Origin of the sequence: Reichenbachiella sp. (genome assembly GCF_039969095.1) — a bacterium.
In the GTDB taxonomy this organism is placed as follows: Bacteria; Bacteroidota; Bacteroidia; order Cytophagales; family Cyclobacteriaceae; genus Reichenbachiella.
The window spans coordinates 60,404-79,040 of record NZ_JBDVOL010000015.1; the positions used below are offsets into that span (position 1 = coordinate 60,404).

Annotated in this window: 18 protein-coding genes; 11 read left to right on the plus strand and 7 right to left on the minus strand. The window is 39.3% G+C overall.

What is annotated here, in order from left to right; all coding sequences use genetic code 11:
- Nucleotides 1-4 precede the first annotated feature (4 nt).
- Nucleotides 5-1,099 carry a prolipoprotein diacylglyceryl transferase gene (locus ABJH98_RS15640; protein WP_348308638.1) on the plus strand — a complete coding sequence of 365 codons (1,095 nt, stop codon included), beginning with the start codon at nucleotides 5-7 and terminating at the stop codon, nucleotides 1,097-1,099.
- A gap of 40 nt (nucleotides 1,100-1,139) precedes the next feature.
- On the opposite strand, the gene ABJH98_RS15645 is transcribed toward ABJH98_RS15640, so the two are convergent.
- On the minus strand, nucleotides 1,140-2,234 hold the full coding sequence (locus ABJH98_RS15645) for a hypothetical protein (protein ID WP_348308639.1): 1,095 nt from the start codon (nucleotides 2,232-2,234) through the stop codon (nucleotides 1,140-1,142).
- A gap of 413 nt (nucleotides 2,235-2,647) precedes the next feature.
- Between ABJH98_RS15645 and cmk the strand changes: the two genes are divergently transcribed.
- From cmk to ABJH98_RS15660, 3 genes are read left to right on the plus strand one after another with little or no spacing between them, the layout of a single operon-like run.
- The gene (cmk, locus tag ABJH98_RS15650) at nucleotides 2,648-3,331 is read left to right on the plus strand and encodes a (d)CMP kinase (RefSeq protein ID WP_348308640.1); all 684 of its coding nucleotides are present in this window, start codon (nucleotides 2,648-2,650) and stop codon (nucleotides 3,329-3,331) included.
- Nucleotides 3,324-3,926: a hypothetical protein gene (locus ABJH98_RS15655; RefSeq protein ID WP_348308641.1), complete on the plus strand. Its 603-nt coding sequence runs from the start codon at nucleotides 3,324-3,326 to the stop codon at nucleotides 3,924-3,926. Before cmk ends, ABJH98_RS15655 begins: the two co-directional genes overlap by 8 nt.
- 27 nt (nucleotides 3,927-3,953) lie before the next feature.
- On the plus strand, nucleotides 3,954-4,850 hold the full coding sequence (locus tag ABJH98_RS15660; protein ID WP_348308642.1) for a 4-hydroxy-3-methylbut-2-enyl diphosphate reductase: 897 nt from the start codon (nucleotides 3,954-3,956) through the stop codon (nucleotides 4,848-4,850).
- 77 nt (nucleotides 4,851-4,927) lie between these two features.
- Here the strand turns inward: ABJH98_RS15660 and ABJH98_RS15665 are convergent, their stop codons facing one another.
- Nucleotides 4,928-5,605, minus strand: a complete 678-nt coding sequence (locus ABJH98_RS15665) for a hypothetical protein (RefSeq protein ID WP_348308643.1) — start codon at nucleotides 5,603-5,605, stop codon at nucleotides 4,928-4,930.
- Between the two features lie 412 nt (nucleotides 5,606-6,017).
- On the opposite strand from ABJH98_RS15665, the gene ABJH98_RS15670 reads away from it, so the two are divergent.
- From ABJH98_RS15670 to nqrE, 5 genes are read left to right on the plus strand one after another with little or no spacing between them, the layout of a single operon-like run.
- Nucleotides 6,018-7,373 (plus strand): Na(+)-translocating NADH-quinone reductase subunit A, encoded by a 1,356-nt coding sequence (locus tag ABJH98_RS15670; RefSeq protein WP_348308644.1) that lies wholly within the window; start codon nucleotides 6,018-6,020, stop codon nucleotides 7,371-7,373.
- 6 nt (nucleotides 7,374-7,379) lie between these two features.
- Nucleotides 7,380-8,570: an NADH:ubiquinone reductase (Na(+)-transporting) subunit B gene (locus ABJH98_RS15675; protein ID WP_348308645.1), complete on the plus strand. Its 1,191-nt coding sequence runs from the start codon at nucleotides 7,380-7,382 to the stop codon at nucleotides 8,568-8,570.
- The gene (nqrC, locus tag ABJH98_RS15680) at nucleotides 8,557-9,366 is read left to right on the plus strand and encodes an NADH:ubiquinone reductase (Na(+)-transporting) subunit C (protein WP_348308646.1); all 810 of its coding nucleotides are present in this window, start codon (nucleotides 8,557-8,559) and stop codon (nucleotides 9,364-9,366) included. The genes ABJH98_RS15675 and nqrC overlap by 14 nt, the downstream gene beginning before the upstream one ends.
- A 43-nt stretch (nucleotides 9,367-9,409) precedes the next feature.
- Nucleotides 9,410-10,093, plus strand: coding sequence for an NADH:ubiquinone reductase (Na(+)-transporting) subunit D (locus ABJH98_RS15685; RefSeq protein ID WP_348308647.1), 684 nt, complete (start codon nucleotides 9,410-9,412; stop codon nucleotides 10,091-10,093).
- A 25-nt stretch (nucleotides 10,094-10,118) separates the two neighbouring features.
- Nucleotides 10,119-10,730 carry an NADH:ubiquinone reductase (Na(+)-transporting) subunit E gene (gene nqrE / locus ABJH98_RS15690; protein ID WP_348308648.1) on the plus strand — a complete coding sequence of 204 codons (612 nt, stop codon included), beginning with the start codon at nucleotides 10,119-10,121 and terminating at the stop codon, nucleotides 10,728-10,730.
- 71 nt (nucleotides 10,731-10,801) lie between these two features.
- On the opposite strand, the gene ABJH98_RS15695 is transcribed toward nqrE, so the two are convergent.
- The 4 genes from ABJH98_RS15695 to ABJH98_RS15710 all read right to left on the minus strand — a co-directional run bounded on the left by ABJH98_RS15695 (nucleotide 10,802) and on the right by ABJH98_RS15710 (nucleotide 16,572).
- Nucleotides 10,802-12,748 carry a hypothetical protein gene (locus ABJH98_RS15695; RefSeq protein WP_348308649.1) on the minus strand — a complete coding sequence of 649 codons (1,947 nt, stop codon included), beginning with the start codon at nucleotides 12,746-12,748 and terminating at the stop codon, nucleotides 10,802-10,804.
- 118 nt (nucleotides 12,749-12,866) lie between these two features.
- Nucleotides 12,867-15,503 (minus strand): ABC transporter permease, encoded by a 2,637-nt coding sequence (locus ABJH98_RS15700; protein ID WP_348308650.1) that lies wholly within the window; start codon nucleotides 15,501-15,503, stop codon nucleotides 12,867-12,869.
- Complete coding sequence (locus tag ABJH98_RS15705; protein ID WP_348308651.1) at nucleotides 15,500-15,826, minus strand: PadR family transcriptional regulator; 327 nt, start codon at nucleotides 15,824-15,826, stop codon at nucleotides 15,500-15,502. The genes ABJH98_RS15700 and ABJH98_RS15705 overlap by 4 nt, the downstream gene beginning before the upstream one ends.
- 110 nt (nucleotides 15,827-15,936) lie before the next feature.
- Complete coding sequence (locus tag ABJH98_RS15710) at nucleotides 15,937-16,572, minus strand: hypothetical protein (RefSeq protein WP_348308652.1); 636 nt, start codon at nucleotides 16,570-16,572, stop codon at nucleotides 15,937-15,939.
- A gap of 136 nt (nucleotides 16,573-16,708) precedes the next feature.
- Between ABJH98_RS15710 and ABJH98_RS15715 the strand changes: the two genes are divergently transcribed.
- Together ABJH98_RS15715 and ABJH98_RS15720 are read left to right on the plus strand one after the other, a co-directional pair.
- A complete protein-coding gene (locus ABJH98_RS15715; protein ID WP_348308653.1) occupies nucleotides 16,709-17,569 on the plus strand; it encodes a hypothetical protein in 861 nt (286 codons plus the stop codon).
- 36 nt (nucleotides 17,570-17,605) lie between these two features.
- Nucleotides 17,606-18,073 (plus strand): hypothetical protein, encoded by a 468-nt coding sequence (locus ABJH98_RS15720; protein ID WP_348308654.1) that lies wholly within the window; start codon nucleotides 17,606-17,608, stop codon nucleotides 18,071-18,073.
- Nucleotide 18,074: 1 nt separating this feature from the next.
- Here the strand turns inward: ABJH98_RS15720 and ABJH98_RS15725 are convergent, their stop codons facing one another.
- On the minus strand, nucleotides 18,075-18,557 hold the full coding sequence (locus tag ABJH98_RS15725; protein WP_348308655.1) for a hypothetical protein: 483 nt from the start codon (nucleotides 18,555-18,557) through the stop codon (nucleotides 18,075-18,077).
- Nucleotides 18,558-18,637: the final 80 nt, after the last annotated feature.

Sequence of the window (18,637 nt, forward strand, 5' to 3'; positions counted from 1 at the left end):
AAGCATGACATTTATTCTTGATTTTATTATTTGGAGCCCAAATCCAGAAATGTTCACTATCCCTGGTATTGGTCGCGAAGTCCGATGGTATGGTCTACTATTCGCCATGGGATTCATTGTGGCACAGCAAGTCATGTATTGGATATTCAAAAAGGAAAATAAGAATCCTAAGGATGTTGATCAACTAACTATGTATCTAGTTATTGCTGTAGTGGTAGGCGCACGATTGGGACATTGTTTGTTTTACAATCCTACCTACTATTTGAGCAATCCGCTAGAAATCATCAAAATTTGGGAGGGTGGATTGGCCAGTCATGGTGGAGCGATTGGTATGTTCATAGCCCTATATCTTTTTGCTAAGAAGTACGGGTTTACCTATTTGTGGATATTGGATCGTGTGGCGATTGTGACAGTACTTGTAGGGGCATTTATCCGATTCGGAAACTTCATGAATTCTGAAATAATAGGGTTGCCTACTGGTACGGATAATGGAATTGTCTTCTCCAGAAGTGTCGAAGATATGTTCTTGAATGGTGATGAACGTATTGAAGAAGTCTCTTTTGAAAAAGGAGGAAGTGCAGTGAGCGATAGTGCAGGATTGGTGCCGATGACTGTTGTGTTGGAGTATAAGAGAAGTATTGATTTAGATCCTGCGACCTCCAAAAACTTCTTTGAACGAAGTGTGCCCAATGCATTTGCTCGATCAAGTAGTGTGAGTAAGCATGTATACTATCAATCTGGCATGGAAATGCCTTATAAGTTGTACAAAGATGGTGGGGTGCAATATGCAAAAATTCATACTTTAGGAATCCCCAGGCATCCGGGCCAGTTATACGAATCTATCGCTTGTGTATTAATGTTCTTAATTTTAGCGCATGTCTGGTATCACCATAGAGACCAACTGAAAGAAGGATTTCTTTTTGGCTTTTTTATGACCATGCTTTGGTCTGAAAGGTTTTTTGTTGAGTTTTTTAAAGAAAATCAAGAGGCTTGGGAAGCAGACATTCCGCTCAATATGGGTCAATGGCTCAGTATTCCGCTGTTCCTTTGGGGAGTTACTTTTATGATCAAGTATTGGGGCTTCGGAGAAAAGAAATAAACTTATCCAAAGTTCGAAACTTTGGATAAGTTGGCAAGTGCTATCTGAAATAGTATTCAAAGAACCCTGAACATATTTCTGAAGCACCAATATAAATACCTACTCCATAAGTGATGTGTTTTACTGAAAGCTGATTAATGGCAAACGGTAAACCACTAATGTTTAATGTACTAAATCCAATAGCTGTTATAATACCGCCTGCAATCGAAACCGATAGGCTTGAAGAAAGCAGCAACACCAAGACTCCAACTCCCATAATAATCAAACTGGCAGAAAGAACTTTTTGTGTATTCCATATAGCCACCTTTTTACTGATAGCAAAAGCTAGAATTGCTGAGAAACCGAGTAATCCAAAAGAAATATAACTTCCAGCATTTCCTATATCAGGAAATGTAGTTTCAAAACTGGCGGGAATGTATTCTACCAAAAAAGCTTTTCCAATCCCGAGAGCTAAACCGACAACCAGAATGGCTACATAACTAATGAAACTCTGAGGTTTTGTTTTAGCCTCCAGCAATTCTTTTTTTCTTGAAATGACTTCGTCTGAAGAAATTTTGTGAAAGAAGTAGCCACTGGCAGAAATTAAAATGCCACCAACAATGAATGTCAATGTGTCTCCGAAGAATTGCACTAAGCCAACTACCAACGGCTCTAAAGCATACACAAGCTCAGTGACTAAAAACAAGAACCCCATGACAATCGGCAGTTTTTGAGCCGGCGCGAAGGCTTCAATCATAGAATAGGCAGGGCTGATGAATAAATTCATAGAGATCAACCATAGGATAATCATATAAGGAAGAAAGGGCTTCAGCGCTCCTACTGGCCCTGCGCCAATGACAGAGGCCACAATCATAAATATCATGGCTGTGGCTCCAATTCCTACGGTAAAAAGGGTAAAGAATTTACCGTTTTTACCTAATAAGTAATCGGCAAGTAACCCGGCCAATGCTGGAATCATTACTAGGATGATTGCTTTCGATACGATAAGAAAATCTGAAAGATGATCGAAACTAAAATTCTCTAATAGGATGGGTTGATATTCGTGATAGGCAATCCAACTAATCACTACAGAAACATTTAAAGCCCCAAGGCTAAAAATTTCTGGCCATTTAATGTCATTTGCCTTTGCTGTCATAGTACTCATTCTGCTTATTGTTTGGTTAATAACGATAGAGATACGAAGTGTACCTTACTTTTGGATTTATTTAATTAAAAGTATTTGATAAGAAAGCTGGCTGTAATCATACGCTTCCTTCAAGATACACTGTTATAGGAGACCTGCCATCTTAGTTTACTGAATTCCAATTGTTATTATATTTGTTCAAACAAAAAATTACATGGGCTACAAACTCACTTCACGAACTTTTTCATTAATTTTAATAGGGTTGCTACTCAATTTTGGCTCATGCAAATCGTCAAATTATCCGAAGGAGAGAAAACCAAGGAAAATCAAAAAGGGTAAACCAATACCTTGCCCAATAAAAGATTGCTAAAGTCAATGGCATCCAGATATTTATCGACTCATTAACCCACTTGAGCAAAAATCTCATGAGAAAAATTATCATCGCTATTGACGGTTATTCCGCTTGTGGCAAAAGTTCGACAGCAAAACGAGTGGCAGCAGCCCTCAATTACGGATATGTGGATACAGGAGCGATGTATCGCTCGGTTACGCTGTACTTTTTAGAGCATTACATTGACCTTACCAATCCAAAATCTGTTGGTAAAGCACTGGATGATATTAGTATCACTTTTCATCACAATGAATCCAAGGAGCAAAACGAGACCTATCTTAATGGCTTGAATGTAGAAGATAAAATCAGGGAAATGGAAATTTCTCAAAAAGTGAGCGAGGTGGCTGCCATCAAATTAGTGAGGGAAGCTATGGTCAAACAGCAGCAGAAGATGGGTAAGTCGAAAGGCATTGTCATGGATGGCCGAGACATTGGTTCAGTTGTATTCCCGGATGCTGAGTTGAAAATATTCATGAATGCTGATTTTGATGTTCGCGCTGAAAGAAGACAAAAAGAACTGTTTGATAAAGACAACTTAGTCGACTTGGACGAGGTAAAAGAAAACCTTCGAAAGAGAGACAAAATAGATACGAGTCGGGAAGAAAGCCCATTGATCAAACCTAAAGACAGTGTGGAGGTAGACACTACTCATATGTTTTTAGAAGAGCAAGTGGATCACATCGTTCAATTAGCGACTGGAAAAATGGCCAATGGTTAGGATTGCTTTTATACTGTTGGTTTTAGGATTGGGTTGTGGTGAACGTTACAATTCAGATAGCTCCTCAAATGTAGAAAGCAACAACTTACAGACATTAAAAACTGCTGATGTCTGGAACAAAGTTGAAATCAATTCAGAAAAAGCTGATATCACTCCAACCGATGAAAATCTTTTTGGGAAGTTTTATGATGATAGAATTGAGTTTCATATCATCGAAAAGCCTGATATTCAAATTTACAATGCTGGAGTAAACAAGGTGACGCTCTATTATATAGACAGTGTGCTTTGCAAGAAAAAGTACGAACTGGACCGTCCAATCCCAGATGAACTAGCAAAAACTTATGGCAAACTGAGTTATAAGTCACTCAATCAGGCGACAGATTCACTAGCTCGCAACATGGGAATTGTGCTCAGGTCAGAAAGTGGCAATAGACTGAATCCATATTTGAAGAAATATCAATTGAAGTGGAAGGTGGATGAAAAGGTCATTTATTTCAGACACCTGGAAGATTCTTTGAGCACAACTAACTTATACATTGAGGAACTGAAAGAATACCGTCGGTTGTTTAATTCAGTTCAAAAGGAAATCATTTAATTTTGCAGAAAGGATGCAAGTGCTACCATGCAAATAGAAATAGATAAAAATTCTGGGTATTGTTTTGGTGTAGAGTATGCCATAGAGATGGCAGAGGACGAGCTCAATGAGAGTGGGCAGCTCTATTGTCTGGGTGACATTGTACACAATCACATGGAAGTTGAGCGCTTGGCGGCAAAGGGTCTGGTGATTATAAGCAATGAAGAGCTAAAAGACCTGAAAGATTGCAAAGTACTGATTCGCGCACACGGTGAACCGCCTGAGACTTATAAGATTGCGATAGAAAACAACATCGAACTGATCGACGCTTCATGTCCAGTAGTACTCAAATTGCAAAATCGAGTGAAAGGTTCTTTCGATCAAATGGAAGAGCAGAATGGTCAGATCGTGATCTACGGTAAGCCAGGTCATGCGGAAGTCATCGGCCTTACAGGTCAAACAAAAGAAAAGGCGATCATTGTCATGGAAGATGAAGATTTGGAGCAAATTGATTTCTCCAAGCCGGTTACTTTGTATAGCCAAACGACCAAAAGCACCAAAGGCTTCTATCGTTTGAAAGCTATGATCGAAGATCGTATAACCGAAGCTAAAGGGCACGAACTAGAAGTCACGGACTTCAAAGCCAATGATAGTATTTGCAGGCAGGTGTCCAATAGAGAACCTAGCATGGAAAAATTTTCGCAGAAGCATGATGTGATCATCTTCGTAAGTGGCAAGAAAAGCTCCAACGGTCGTGCGTTGTACGGCGTTTGCAAAAACTTCAACGAACGCAGCTACTTCGTAGGCAGTGAAGAAGAAATTGATCTGGACTGGATCAATCCATCTGATTCCATCGGCATCTGCGGTGCTACTTCTACACCCATGTGGCTCATGGAGCAGGTGAGGGACTTTATCCAAAAACATTTTGACTCGGTGCCGATTTAAGGCCTTCACGGATTTACTCATTGACCATTGTTATTTTGGAAAACCAACTCTACAAGGATTTAGGCTTGACTCTGAACCTACCTATTCATTTTCACCCCAAGAGAAATCTCTACACCCTCCAATGCGGTAACCGCATCAGGATAAGCTACGGTTCGGGTTTCAATATCGCCGCCGATTGAACCACCAGAATATGCTCCCGTGATGGCTGCACCAGAATCTCCTTTCAGATATTGCACTTCAGTGGTGATAGAAAATTTGTCATTTACATGAAAGGCGAGCTCTACTCCAGCCATCCATCCAAAGCCAATTTTATTTTCGACATCAAGATTAGCATTGGCTACATCCCAACCTTCATAATCTCTGATAGCTCTATCCATATTGCCATAGTTGATTTGAGGAGCGAGGTGACCCATTCCAAATCCACCTCCAAGGAATTTGACAGACATGGCGTTAGCATCCAAAGTTAAGGAAAGTTGTAAGGGTACTAGTATGGACCAATGAGGCCCTGTCAAAGGTTCGTTCGCTTCAAAGGGCAAGCCATTCATAGGTAGACCCGGCATGTTATATAACGAGATACCAGTTTCAATTCCAATCAAGCCAAAATCCAAACCAAGTCCTCGAATGGACAAGGGACTAACAGGCGCAGAAAAATAGCCATCTTTTGGAATGATAAATGAGGCGGATACACCTTGGCCTTTAGCCGAAAGGCTGAGTAAAGAAAGTGCAAAAATGGAAAGTAGAGTTTTCTTTTTCATACTTAAAAGTAAAACATGTCTACGTCATTACCCTAGACGACGAAGGAGGATTCGGGTAATCCGTCTTTGGTGAGGGCTGTACTGTTCGATCATTCTGTTAATCGTAGGGCAATGACGTCGTAAGTTTGATGTAGCAATGCTTTCGCCCATTCATTACACGACCTTCCCGAGATAGCTGCAGCTGTCTAAATGTGAGGTGCCGCAATTAAATGCGGCAGGGTGGTATCCATTACTCCTCAGAGTCACTCGAAGAGGACTCTGAAAGAGGCGATAAAATAAGTACGCCCCTCAATTTTTTTCTATCCGCTTTCCTTCCTCAAATACTTTTACGATAATTGCGCTCCTAGCCCATTATCATCAATTTTTTATTATTTTTGCCTCGTTTTATAAAACAGGACTTTTGCATTAAAATATGTCTCAGAATATAAAGCTTAAGAAGGGATTCGATATTAATCTCGCAGGAAAAGCTGAAAAAAAAATCGGAGAGCTCCCATCAGCGGAGACTTACGCCATCAAACCCACTGATTTTGTTGGGATGAGTCGTCCAAAACTTCTAGTGAAGGAAGGCGACAACGTGAAGGCTGGTACGCCAATCATGATCGACAAATTAGTAGAGAACGTGATGTACTCAGCACCCGTAAGTGGAGAAATCGCTGAAGTGGTGAGAGGCGCCAAAAGAAAAATTTTAGAAATCAGAATCTTGGCTGACAAAGAGGTGTCTTTTGAGTCGTTCGACAAGCACGACGATGTAAAAGGGGTCTCCAAAGAATCAGCGATTGAGCAGATGACTAAAGGTGGTGTTTGGCCTAATATCATTCAGCGCCCATTCGGCGTGGTGGCTGATCCAAACGACACACCAAAAAATATTTTTGTATCAGCATTCGATACTCACCCTCTAGCTCCAGATATGAACTATATCTTGGAAGGGCAGAAAAAGTATTTTGAGGCTGGTATTAGCATATTAGCAAAACTGACAGAAGGCAAAGTTCACGTAAATGTGAATGCTAATGATTCTTCAGATTTCTTTAAGGGGTCAGAAGCTCAGGTCAATGCCGTATCTGGATCACACCCTGCAGGAAATGTGGGTGTTCAGATTCACCACTTGTCACCTATCAACAAAGGAGAAGTTTCGTGGACAGTACATCCTTATGGTGTTGCTCAAATAGGAAAACTTTTCTTAGAAGGAAAATACGACGCTTCAAAAGTGATTGCTTTAGCAGGGTCTGAAGTAAAGGCTCCTCAATACTACAAAACGTACTCTGGTGCGGCGATCAACAAACTAATTGACGGCACGATCAAAGATGGATATGTAAGATACATTTCCGGAAACGTTTTGACTGGCAATCAAGTGAATTCAACAGGTTATTTAGGGTTTTATCATAATCAATTGACTGTAATTCCAGAAGGTGATTACTATGAGTTGTTTGGTTGGATATTGCCTACGACTAATCGTTTGAGTTTCCACAAAGCTTTTGGCTTGCTTTCTTTCCTTGGCGGAAAGAAAAAAGAATTTGTGCTTGACACAAATAATAGAGGTCAACATAGAGCATTCGTTCAGACGGGTGCCTTTGAGAAAGTGACTCCGATGGACATACTTCCTACTTATTTGTTGAAGGCCATCCTTGCTGAGGATTTTGATGATATGGAAGGACTTGGTATTTACGAAGTAATCGAAGAAGATTTGGCACTTTGTGAATTTATCGACGTGTCTAAGAATGATGTTCAAGCCATTTTAAGAGAAGGACTAGATCTAGTAAAAAATAGTTAAGAATCGATGAAATTTATAGAAGACATATTTGCGAAGGTTCGCCCCAACTTTGAAAAAGGTGGTAAGTGGGAGAAGTTTTTCTATATATACGAAGCGCATGAGACGCTCTTTCTAGCACCGAATAGCACGACAGGTGCAAAAGGCGCTCAGATTAAAGATGCGATTGACATGAAACGTATGATGATGACAGTGATCATCGCTATGCTACCATGTTTGTTGTTTGGTATATGGAATGCAGGACATCAACACTATCTAGCTATCGGTCAGGTGGCTGATTTGGCAAGTGAAATTTTATTAGGTGCTACTTTGGTAGTTCCGATCCTGATTGTTTCTTACTCTGTAGGTCTAGGTATCGAGTTTACGTTCGCTACCATTAGAAAACATGAAGTAAACGAAGGATTCTTAGTAACAGGGATGTTGATTCCTTTGGTGATGCCTCCTACTATTCCATTGTGGCAAGTAGGTTTGGCTACCGCTTTTGCCGTCATTATTGGCAAAGAAGCCTTTGGAGGTACTGGCATGAATATCTTGAACGTGGCATTGACTGCCAGAGCGTTCTTGTATTTCGCATATCCTTCTCAAATCTCAGGCGATGTTTGGTCTTACTTAGGTAACGATCAGGCAGTAGCGGGCTTCTCTGGAGCAACTCCTTTAGCCATTGGCGCTGTCGCAGTAGAGGCTGATCAGTCGATGCTCAGCATGATGGGTGAGATGTGGTCCGAAGGACTCTATAGTTTCAACAACTTATTTATGGGTATCATCCCCGGTAGTATAGGAGAGACTTCTACTTTGATGTGTTTGATTGGAGCTGCGATTTTGATCCTGACTGGTGTAGGAAGCTGGAAAATTATTACCAGCGTATTTGCTGGAGCATTTGTGATGGCTACCATTTGTAATCTGCTTGGTGCTAACGAATACATGTTGCTACCGGCACACTATCACTTGGTGATTGGTGGTTTGGCTTTTGGTGCCGTTTTTATGGCCTCTGATCCAGTGACCGCTACACAGACAGAAACTGGAAAATGGATTTACGGATTCTTAATTGGAATGCTAACCATTATCATAAGAGTATTTAACCCGGCGTATCCTGAAGGGATCATGCTGGCCATTTTATTAATGAACGTATTTGCTCCACTGATCGATTATTATGTGGTAGCTGCTAACAAGAAAAGGAGGTTGAAACGTGCAACGGTCTAATTTATATATTATCGTATTTTCCGCCGTACTAACAATAGTATTGGGCGGGTTGTTGTCAGGGACTTCAGTTGTACTGAAGCCATTGCAAAACAAGCAAGTAGAACTGGACACCAAAAAGAAAATTTTGGGTGCTGTGATGGATATTTCCAATATTGAAGAGGCTAACGAAATTTTGGCTCTTTATGAAAAGCGAGTAACCTCTACTGTAGTAGATATCAATGGTGAACTAATGGCGAAAGATGCTAAAGGTAACCCTTTGGTAGCTGAAAAAATTGACTTCCAGAAAAACCACAACAAATTTAAGAAGGATGTGGAAGCTAGACCTTACCCGGTTTTTATGTATATGAAAGAAGATGGGTCTGGCGTAGATGCTTATATCTTCCCAATGTTTGGAGCGGGTCTTTGGGATTGGATTTCAGGATTTGTAGCTGTGGATTCTGATTTGAATACAGTTCGTGGTGTCGCATTTGACCACAAATCTGAAACACCTGGTTTGGGAGCTAGAATTACTGACGAGGCTGTAAAGTCAAGATATGAAGGTAAGAAGCTCTATGGTGAAGATGGTAAACTGCAATCTGTAAGCATGGTGAAAGGTGAAAAGGGAGAGCCTTTAGACCCCCATCATATCGACGGAATGTCTGGTGCTACTTTGACTGGAAAAGGAGTAAACGCCATGTTGAAAGATTATTTTGGTTACTACGGTTCTTTCATAGAAAAGACTAAAAATTCAAATCAGCCGGTGGCTGAAGTTGTTGAACCAGTCATGACAGAAGAGGCAGAAGAAACTGCAGAATAAATAAAGAATTGATTGGGTTAGCCCCATTTAAAAATAGAATACAATGAGTACAGAAACTTTGGAACAAGCGATAGTAAAAGAGCCAGCAGAGCCTTTATTGTCGAAGAGAAGGAAGAAGTTCATCACGGATCCACTAAACGATGACAATCCGATTACCATTCAGGTATTAGGGATTTGCTCTGCTTTAGCGGTAACTGTAAAAATGGAGCCTACATTGGTCATGTCTATTGCAGTTTTATTTGTGATTGTGTTTTCAAATTTGATTATCTCTTTGATGAGAGATATCATCCCAGGTCGTGTAAGAATTATAGTTCAATTGGCGATTGTGGCTACTTTGGTAACACTAGTTAGTGAAGTGCTTAAGGCCTATTTATTCGATATGTACAAAGTGCTTGGGGCATTTGTAGGATTGATCATTACGAACTGTATTGTTATGGGCCGATTGGAAGCCTTCGCAATGGCAAACAAAGCTTATGACTCTGTATTGGATGGATTGGGTAGCGGATTTGGATATGCTTGGATCATTTTGACGGTCGCGTTCTTCAGAGAATTGTTTGGGTCAGGAACTGTGTTTGACGTTCCAGTTTATGCCACTATTTCTGAATGGACTGGTGGATTTGTAAATATCCAAACCAATGGGCTAATGGTAGATTCAATTGGTGCCTTTATGGTATTAGGCATCTTGATTTGGATTCAAAGAACTCAAAACGGATACGTAGAACACTAAGCCAACGAGCTAAAAGAGATTTAAAATGGAAGCATTTAATATATTTATCAAAAGCGCATTTATCGACAATATGGTGTTCGCATACTTCTTGGGTATGTGTTCGTTCTTGGCGGTATCAAAGAAAGTATCAACTGGACTTGGTCTAGGTGCGGCAGTAATTTTCGTATTGACTATCACAGTGCCTATCAACTGGCTACTTCAAGAGTACGTGCTGAAAGAAGGTGCCCTGGTTTGGCTTAACAGTAGTTTTGAAACCATCGACTTGAGTTTCTTACAGTTCATCATGTTTATAGCCATTATTGCGGCGATGGTGCAACTAGTAGAAATGATCATTGAAAAAGTATCTCCAGCACTTTACGGATCATTGGGTATCTTCTTGCCATTGATTGCAGTAAACTGTGCGATTCTGGGAGCATCACTATTCATGGTACAAAGAGATTATAGTATCGTAGAAGCTACAGCTTATGGAGCTGGTTCTGGTTTTGGCTGGTTCTTGGCTATCATAGCCTTGGCAGCCATTAGAGAGAAATTGAAATATTCAAACGTGCCAAACGGATTGAAAGGATTGGGTATCACCATGATTCTTACTGGATTGATGGGAATCGCCTTTAAGTCCTTTATTGGAATTGTACTCTAAGAATTAAAAGAAATTAATTTGAAACATAAGATCCAGTCTTCGCGAGAAGGCTGGATTTTTTTGTGCCAATTTTAGAATGGAATGATCTGAGGAGCCCTAAAATCAAAATCCCTAATGTTAAGTTGGATGGAGTTGGAGAACTGAATATTACTTTCAGACGAATTGATAGGAGTGCTTGGATAATAGGCCAGACGCAATTGGAAGGTGGAGATAGCTAAGTTGTCATTTCTCAATCTTATACCTCCGCCAAACCCCATAAAGTGATCCGCATCAAAAAAATCATTTCTTATATTTTGAGTCGCCGTATAGTCGAAGAATGCAAAAGTCGCCATACGGAACTCAATAAAATTAATAGGAGTAAAAACGACTGTTTCAAATCGTATATTGAGCTTAGTAGTAGCCCTAAGGTAATATCCACGAAGCCCTCGGATGCCTATATCAGATTCTGAATTTAGAATGTATTCTTCATCAGGATTTAGCGCTTGACTGAAGGTGACATCCACAAACTGTCTAAGCTTTACTTGATTGATATTATACAATGGAGTAAAATAATCTACTCCAACATTGAAAATACCGTTTTCATACCCTTCGTTACCTATAAAACTCCCCCAAGAGGCTATGCCATTGAAATACCCGAACTTTTTGATATAACCACCGCGGGCATAATTAAAACCAACATACATTCTGTTGTTAAATTCTGCAGTTTGATACCCTGCGACGACACCAACAGCACTACCTGTTGGAATATCTTCTATTCGTCCATATTCAATAATAAATCTGTCCTTATAATAGTTTCGGGCACTCAATCCCAGACTGACCAAATAAGTTGTTTTGTCATGATATCTGTAATTGGTATCTGCAGTTACTTCTGGTCTGTCAAAGTAGTTGGCGTATTCCACACCTGCTGAGGCTACAGCATTTGTTTCTGCATTGATACCGAGCAATTGTGTTTTAATAGTGGTTTTGAATGCTCTTGCAAGCCAGAGATTGGCATATTGCTCGTCATAAGTATAAGTGGAAGTAATATCAGTTGTAGGCTCATAGTTATACTCCCCATAATTATATTGAGTCAATGAACCACCTCCGGCATACTTCATTTGTTGGGTCAGGAAGTCTCGTTCTAGAAAGACTCCATAACCTGTTCGTCTGAAATGGTGGGCATAGTTAAGCTCAGCATCAATGAATGATCCACCCACATTAGCGACTTTGTAAAAGAAATCAGAGCCACCATCTCTGATATAATCATATTCAAACTCATGCCCAAACCCAGCAATGTTGATAGACGTAACACCAAATAATGCATCATTATCACGGTTGGGGCTAAATAGAACACTATAGGGTAATACATCTTGAGTGACTACTACTACATCAGCATCTGTCTGATTTGGATTTTCATCAATCATAATCCTAGCATCTTTCACATATCGCAACCGACGTATAAGACGCTCACTATCGACAAAATCAATTGGATTGATATGATCCCCTTGTGTAAAAGTTAAATTTCTTTTTATAATCCAGTCCTGTGTGTGTACGTGGACTTTGTTCCATGGTGCTGTCCATTTTGATGGGTTATAGACTGTGGTATCCTTTACAGTCGATCCAAATATGGGCAAGGCTTTAAAATCAATTGAAGCTACAGTTTCCCTTTCATATGGTATAAATCGCTGTTCATGAAATTCCTCTGTTCTTGGTTTTGAGCTGTTTTGAACAAACATGTAATCGTACATCAAATTAGCAATTTTAGACTTTGTCATTTTTTTTTCTACCTGACGATAAAACTCCTGTGTTCGCTCCATGTTGTTTTTTCGGATATAGAAGTCTGTGGTATCAGGAAGAATAAAAACAGTGTCTTTTTTAGCATAATACACCTGGTCACTGATGAAAATAAATCTATCTGCTTTTACTTTCACAGAGTCCATTTTGGCAGTAGGCTGAGTACCAAAAGTGCGTGTTTGGCCAAATACTGCAACTGCAGGAATGTAAATGAATAGAACGAAGGTTAGAACAGTTGACTTCACTCAATGCTTAGTTTACTAATGACAGAAAGAGTCACAGATTGCAAATAAAGAAAAAGATAAAAAAAGAAGACCCCTAATGCTAGAGGTCTTTCCTTAAATATAATATTATTTTCAACGATTATTCGTATCGCAAATTGTCAACGGGATTTAATTTGGCTGATTTGATTGTTTGCGAAAATACAGTGATGGAACCAAGTAGGGAAAGAATCAAAATACTAGAGAGTATTTCGAATAGACCAATGGTTTTATTATAGAAAATGATTCGCTGCAACATAAACTCATAAAAGGCATAGGCCAGAGGTATGGTAATAACTAAAGCAAGCAGCATCAATTTCAAAAAACCCTGAGATAAATGGCGTGTAAGTTGAGGAACCGAGGCACCCATTACTTTTCGGATACCAATCTCTTTCACTTTGTTTTCCATTGTGAATACCACCATACCCAGTAAGCCGAGGCATGCGATACTTACCGCTAAGAAACTCAGAAAACCGAACATCTTGATTGGATTTTTGAGCTGATCATACATGGCGTTGAGTTTATCTTCAAGGAACGTAAATTCATAGGGGATCAGATCATTCAGTGCTTCCCATTTTTGTTCAAATTTGGTTGCCGTCTCAAAAACATTCTGAGTATCTACCTTTAATGTGGCATACGTGAATTGGCCAGGATCATACCGAAAAAAGAAAGGCTGAATTTCTTTCATCACTGGCAAATGATTGAAATTACCTACCACTCCTATGACTCTTGCTTTTTGATTGTTCGGCAAGTCGAATGACTTTTTTAATATTTCATTTTCAGACAAAGCCATGGATTGGACAAAGGTTTGGTTGACAATAATTTGTACTTCGCTCTCCTGATTGAGGTTCTCAACAAACGAATGACCTTGTATTAACTTAAACCCCATCAAATCAAGAAACGAATTATCTACAAACATTTGATGTACGGCAATAGAGTCTTCCACCTGATAAGTTTGAACCCAAACTTCATTATTGGATCCCGTGCCCGGTATTCCTGAAGAAAATGCGATTTCAGAAACTTCGGGAAAATTGGAATATTCGTGAGCAATGATTTCGGGTTCGATATTATGTAAGGGCAGAATTACTTTTCCCTTTTCATCAAATCCTTTGTCGTAATTCATCGAATGATAATATTGCGAAATCATAGCAATCGCACCAAAGATGAAAAATGTTGACAAACAAAATTGAAATACTGTAAGACCGTTTCTGAGTTTTGATTTGAATAATACGCCAGCTTTTCCACCTCCTCTCAAAGACGATATCGCTCTCATTTTGGAGAAATAGGTGGCAGGTATGATACCGGCCATTAGACTAGTGAATACTGCGAAGCCAACGAAAGCAATCATGACTTGAAGGTTTATGCTTAAGTCAAGCATTTCTGCACCAATGATCATAGCCAGATATTCCTCACGAATGACAGTGAATATGTAAATAGCCCCAAGCAGAGCAACAGATGTAATAATAAAGGTTTCAAAAATGAATTGAATAAATATGTCTCTTCGTCCTCCACCAACAACTTTTCGCATCCCTATTTCTTTAGACCGTTTTAGCGCACGGGCCATGGATAGATTTGCATAATTGAAGCAGGCAGGTGCCAGAATGATAAGTGTCAGCAAAATAAAAAAGGCCATGGTCAAGCGGTCGAATGATGGCCCGATGGAGTAATTGATGTTTTCACCTGCGGCAATGTTAGTGACTGGCTGTAAATTCAACTCAATGGTTTCATCTTGGTTGGACAATTCTTTAGCAATTTGAGCCAATGGAGATTGTAGCTGATCTGGGTTTATACCTTCATTGAGAAGAAGGTAGGTATAACTGTTAGTGTAAAAACGGTAATCTTCAAATCGTTTATTTAGCCCGGGCTCGATAGCGTCCAATGTACTAGAGGATACCAAGGATTCAAACTGCATATGAGAAGCACCGGGATAGTCTTTCATTATACCCGTCACTTGAAAGATTCCTTTATTTTCTAGTTCTATTGCGTTGCCAATGACGTTGGTGTGACCAAAGAGGCGTAAGGCAGTTTTTTCAGTGAGGATAAGACTGAATGGTTCTTGAAGCGCTGTGGATTCATTGCCAGCTACCAGAGGAAAAGTAAAAATTTTCAGAAATGTAGGAGGTACATACATGCCTGATAGAGACAATGTGTTTTGATTGATTATTACTTCGCCAGAAAACCCGTCATTAATTCCTACAACTTCCTCTATTTGGTTCGTGTAGGATTTCAAATGATCATGCACATAAGGTGCAGTAGTTGCAAATTTGTCATTAACCTGATTATTGATCACCTGTGTGTTGACTGTATAGATCCGATCCTTTTTGATATGAAACAAATCGAATTGTTGTAAACTATAGAACATAGTGATACTCAGCAAGCAGATAGACATACCCAATGACAGACCCAGAATATTGATAATAGAAAATGAGCGATGCCTGATCAAAGTTCGCATGGATACTTTAAAAAAATTGTAGAGTAATGCTGGAGATATACTACTAGATCTATAAGAATGTGCTGCATTAGTCTTTCTCGATTTTAGCGCATAAGAAAAAACAAGCGAAAGCACTTGTTTCCAAAAGGCTCTGTTGGCTTTTGCTTTGCCATAGGTGGCTACATTGGAGAGATAGATTTCCTCCATGTCTCCATATAAATCTTCGACTGCCGCAGATCCAGCAAACCAAAAGAATAATCGAGTCGCAAGTTTGGGTGGCTGTTGAGTTTTTTGACCTTGATTTTTCATTGCGCGGAGAGTTTGAGATTAGATAATTGCCACAATTCATCTCGTAGTGATTTCATCTCACCCAATGCCTGTGTGGCTGATGCGGTGAGTTGAAAAAATCGTTTGCGACGACCTCCTCTTTCATTGGTAGGTTCCCCTAAGTAGGAAGTAATAAATCCTTTTTCGCCTAGTCGGGTGATGGTAGAGTGCAAGGCACCAATACTAATTTTCCGTTTGGCTCTTTGTTGGATGTCTTCTAAGACGGCTACACCGTAGGCCTGATCCCCGAGAGTTGCGATCGTGAGAAGAACTAATTCTTCGAGTTCTCCGATATGTCCCTTCATAATGTATGAGTTTTGAGTTTTCGATTACATCATACGAAGGTAGCACTTATTAGTTTCACTTTTTAAGAAGATATAGTAGAACTAGCTGGAAAAGCCTAAATTAAGTATTCTTATTTGTCTATTCTGAAGACAACACCACCAGAAAACTCTCCATGAACAATCGGCACATAAAAAGAGGTTCCACCGCCACAACCCCCTGTTCCGCAGAAAACGCCAACCCCACTAAACATCAAAGGCATGAACATTTTGGCTTGTAACTTGATGCCAATTTTTTCTGTGGGAAAGATTTTGACCCCAAGTCCCGCACCCATTGAAAACCGAGTAACTGCGTCCAACTCGTGACCGGAAGGTTCGATATTTTTAGGTGTATAGGCGCCAACTCCCAAACTAAGAGCTCCATAGGGTATTAACATTTCATTTCCTCCTAAAACTTTTTCTGCACCTAGGTGAAATTGTTCGATGACTACATCTACATTATAAACTTCAGGATTCAATGTTCTGTAATAGACGACTCTCCCGTCTGTTGAATTTCTGTTGTATAAAAATTGAACCTGAATACCGTTGCCCAGATCGTAGCCAAGCGTACCCCCGAATACCGGCCCATCGTAGATGTCTATTTCACCATCGTAATAGTTGGACTCTCCACTCAGCATATATCCGCCATAGCCCGAAAGTTCTATAGCCTGACCGTGGAGGTTAAATATGCCAAGAGTAGCTAAGAAAAATATTAAAATGTACTGTTTCATGTTAGAAGTATGAAGGGGTTATTATTCTATTTAAAGAGAAGTTAGTCACAAAATATGAACCAGCACACGCTTCATATAAAAAATTAAAGCTAACTTATTTCGTTGTCCAACTTATGGTATTAAATTCATATTCAATATGAGATTAAAATATTATTTCACACTATTCATTTACTTAAATGTTTCTATTGTCATTGCGCAAGATCGGTTGCAAGGCGGCAAACCGTATACAGCAGGAGAATCTTTTTTAGCGCCAATGGTAGGGATGAAAGTGACCTTGCCAGAAAATTGGAAAGGCTATTACCCACATAATAGCGAAATATTTGCCATGGCGAATGACACATCTGTGGATGTAAGGTGTATGTATTTTGCCAATCAAACCAACCTTAAAAAATTAGCCTCCAATTGGAAAAAAGGTTTCCCCTTGGCGGAAGGGCTTTCTATAAAGCTAGGTAGCCGTATTAATAACGACGGTGATATCATGTCTGCTAAAGTATTAATTGAAAGTAATACAAACATCGAAGGGCAGTTATTAGCAAGGTGTGGAGCCTTTGGATATTGCATCACTGCAATGGTTTATGGTCAGGTTTCCGAAATGAAAAATTACCAAGACAAATTGAACCCGATTGTTTCCCAAATCGAATTTGTAAAACCTATTCCTAGAAGTGAACTAGAGGTTTTTGATTGGCAAAAGGAATTAACAGGCAAATATTTGTTTGCCTACGATAGAGCTCAATCTTCAAAAAAGGAAAGTCAAGTTTGGCTAAATTTAGATGGAACGTTTAAGAGTAAAATGAAAGGGACAGGAATATTCAAAAATGAGGCAGGAAAATATAAAGGAACAAAAAAAGGATCGTATCTGATCTATAATGAGAAAAATGGAGAACCTGCAAAGCTGGTGTTGCTTTTTACTAAGCTACCAGAAGTCACCTTACAATTAGAAAAAAAAGAAGATCAATTTTATATCAATAACCAAGTATTTTATTTCAGTAACCACTAAAGTTTAACCAAGAGATTATCTCATAACATTATTACTATGAAAAATTCAGTTCTATTATTATTTGCCCTGTTGTTTAGTTTATCCGCAAAGGCACAAAGCGACGATGATTATTTTGAAATCTTTCGATCAACTTTTGGGAATGATAAAAAAACGATAGTCAATCAATTGATTCCGCTTGAAGATATAAAGAATGCAGCATTCAATGAAGTGTACGACGCCTATGAAGCCGAACAACAAACTCTGGCCAAGAGCAGGTACAAATTATTAGAGGACTACATCGCAAATTATTATGAGATCGATGATGAAAAGGCGGACGAATTGATGAAAGAGGCCATGTCAATTAGAAAGAAAGAGACCAAAATTATGTCAAAATATCACAAACAAATGAGTAAAAAATGTGGTGGCAAGGTTGCTGCTCAATTCTATCAGATAGAAAATTACTTTAGCAACACCATCACGTTGGCCATCACGGAAAGTCTTCCTTTTGTTGGAGAAATAGAATAAACTATTTTTCTATAGGCCTATAGATCATCACCTTTCCTTTTGTCACGTGATTTAAATTGAAATTGCTCACCCCTACTTTTTTGCCCCAGTCACTCGTGTTCTGGTGGGCAATTTCATAATCTTTTTCCGCATTTACTTGATATACAATGGCGGTATGCTGGCCCATAGAAGAGCTGTACGAAGTATTCCCAACAGTCCATTTCATTTGAACATTTTCAAATTGGATTAAATCACCAGGTAGAACTTCCTCTTTGTTTGGGTTTAACTTTCTGCCATATATCGTAACGGTCTTTTTAGAACTCCTGTCGAAATAAGCACCAGAAGAAGCTAATGCCCCTGCGGCAAGATCCCAGCATTCCCCTCTATCCACTTTAGTGCCCATTACAGATTCTACATAAGTAATGATTTTAGCATTTAACGCTGGCAATTCAGGTTTAAAACAAAAAGAAGAAAGTACAATTAGTAGTATGATAGGTTTCCACATGGCAATATTTTTTGATTGATAAAATTGTACGAAATACTGAGACGAAAGATGTATAAAAAAATCAAACATGAAATAAAATT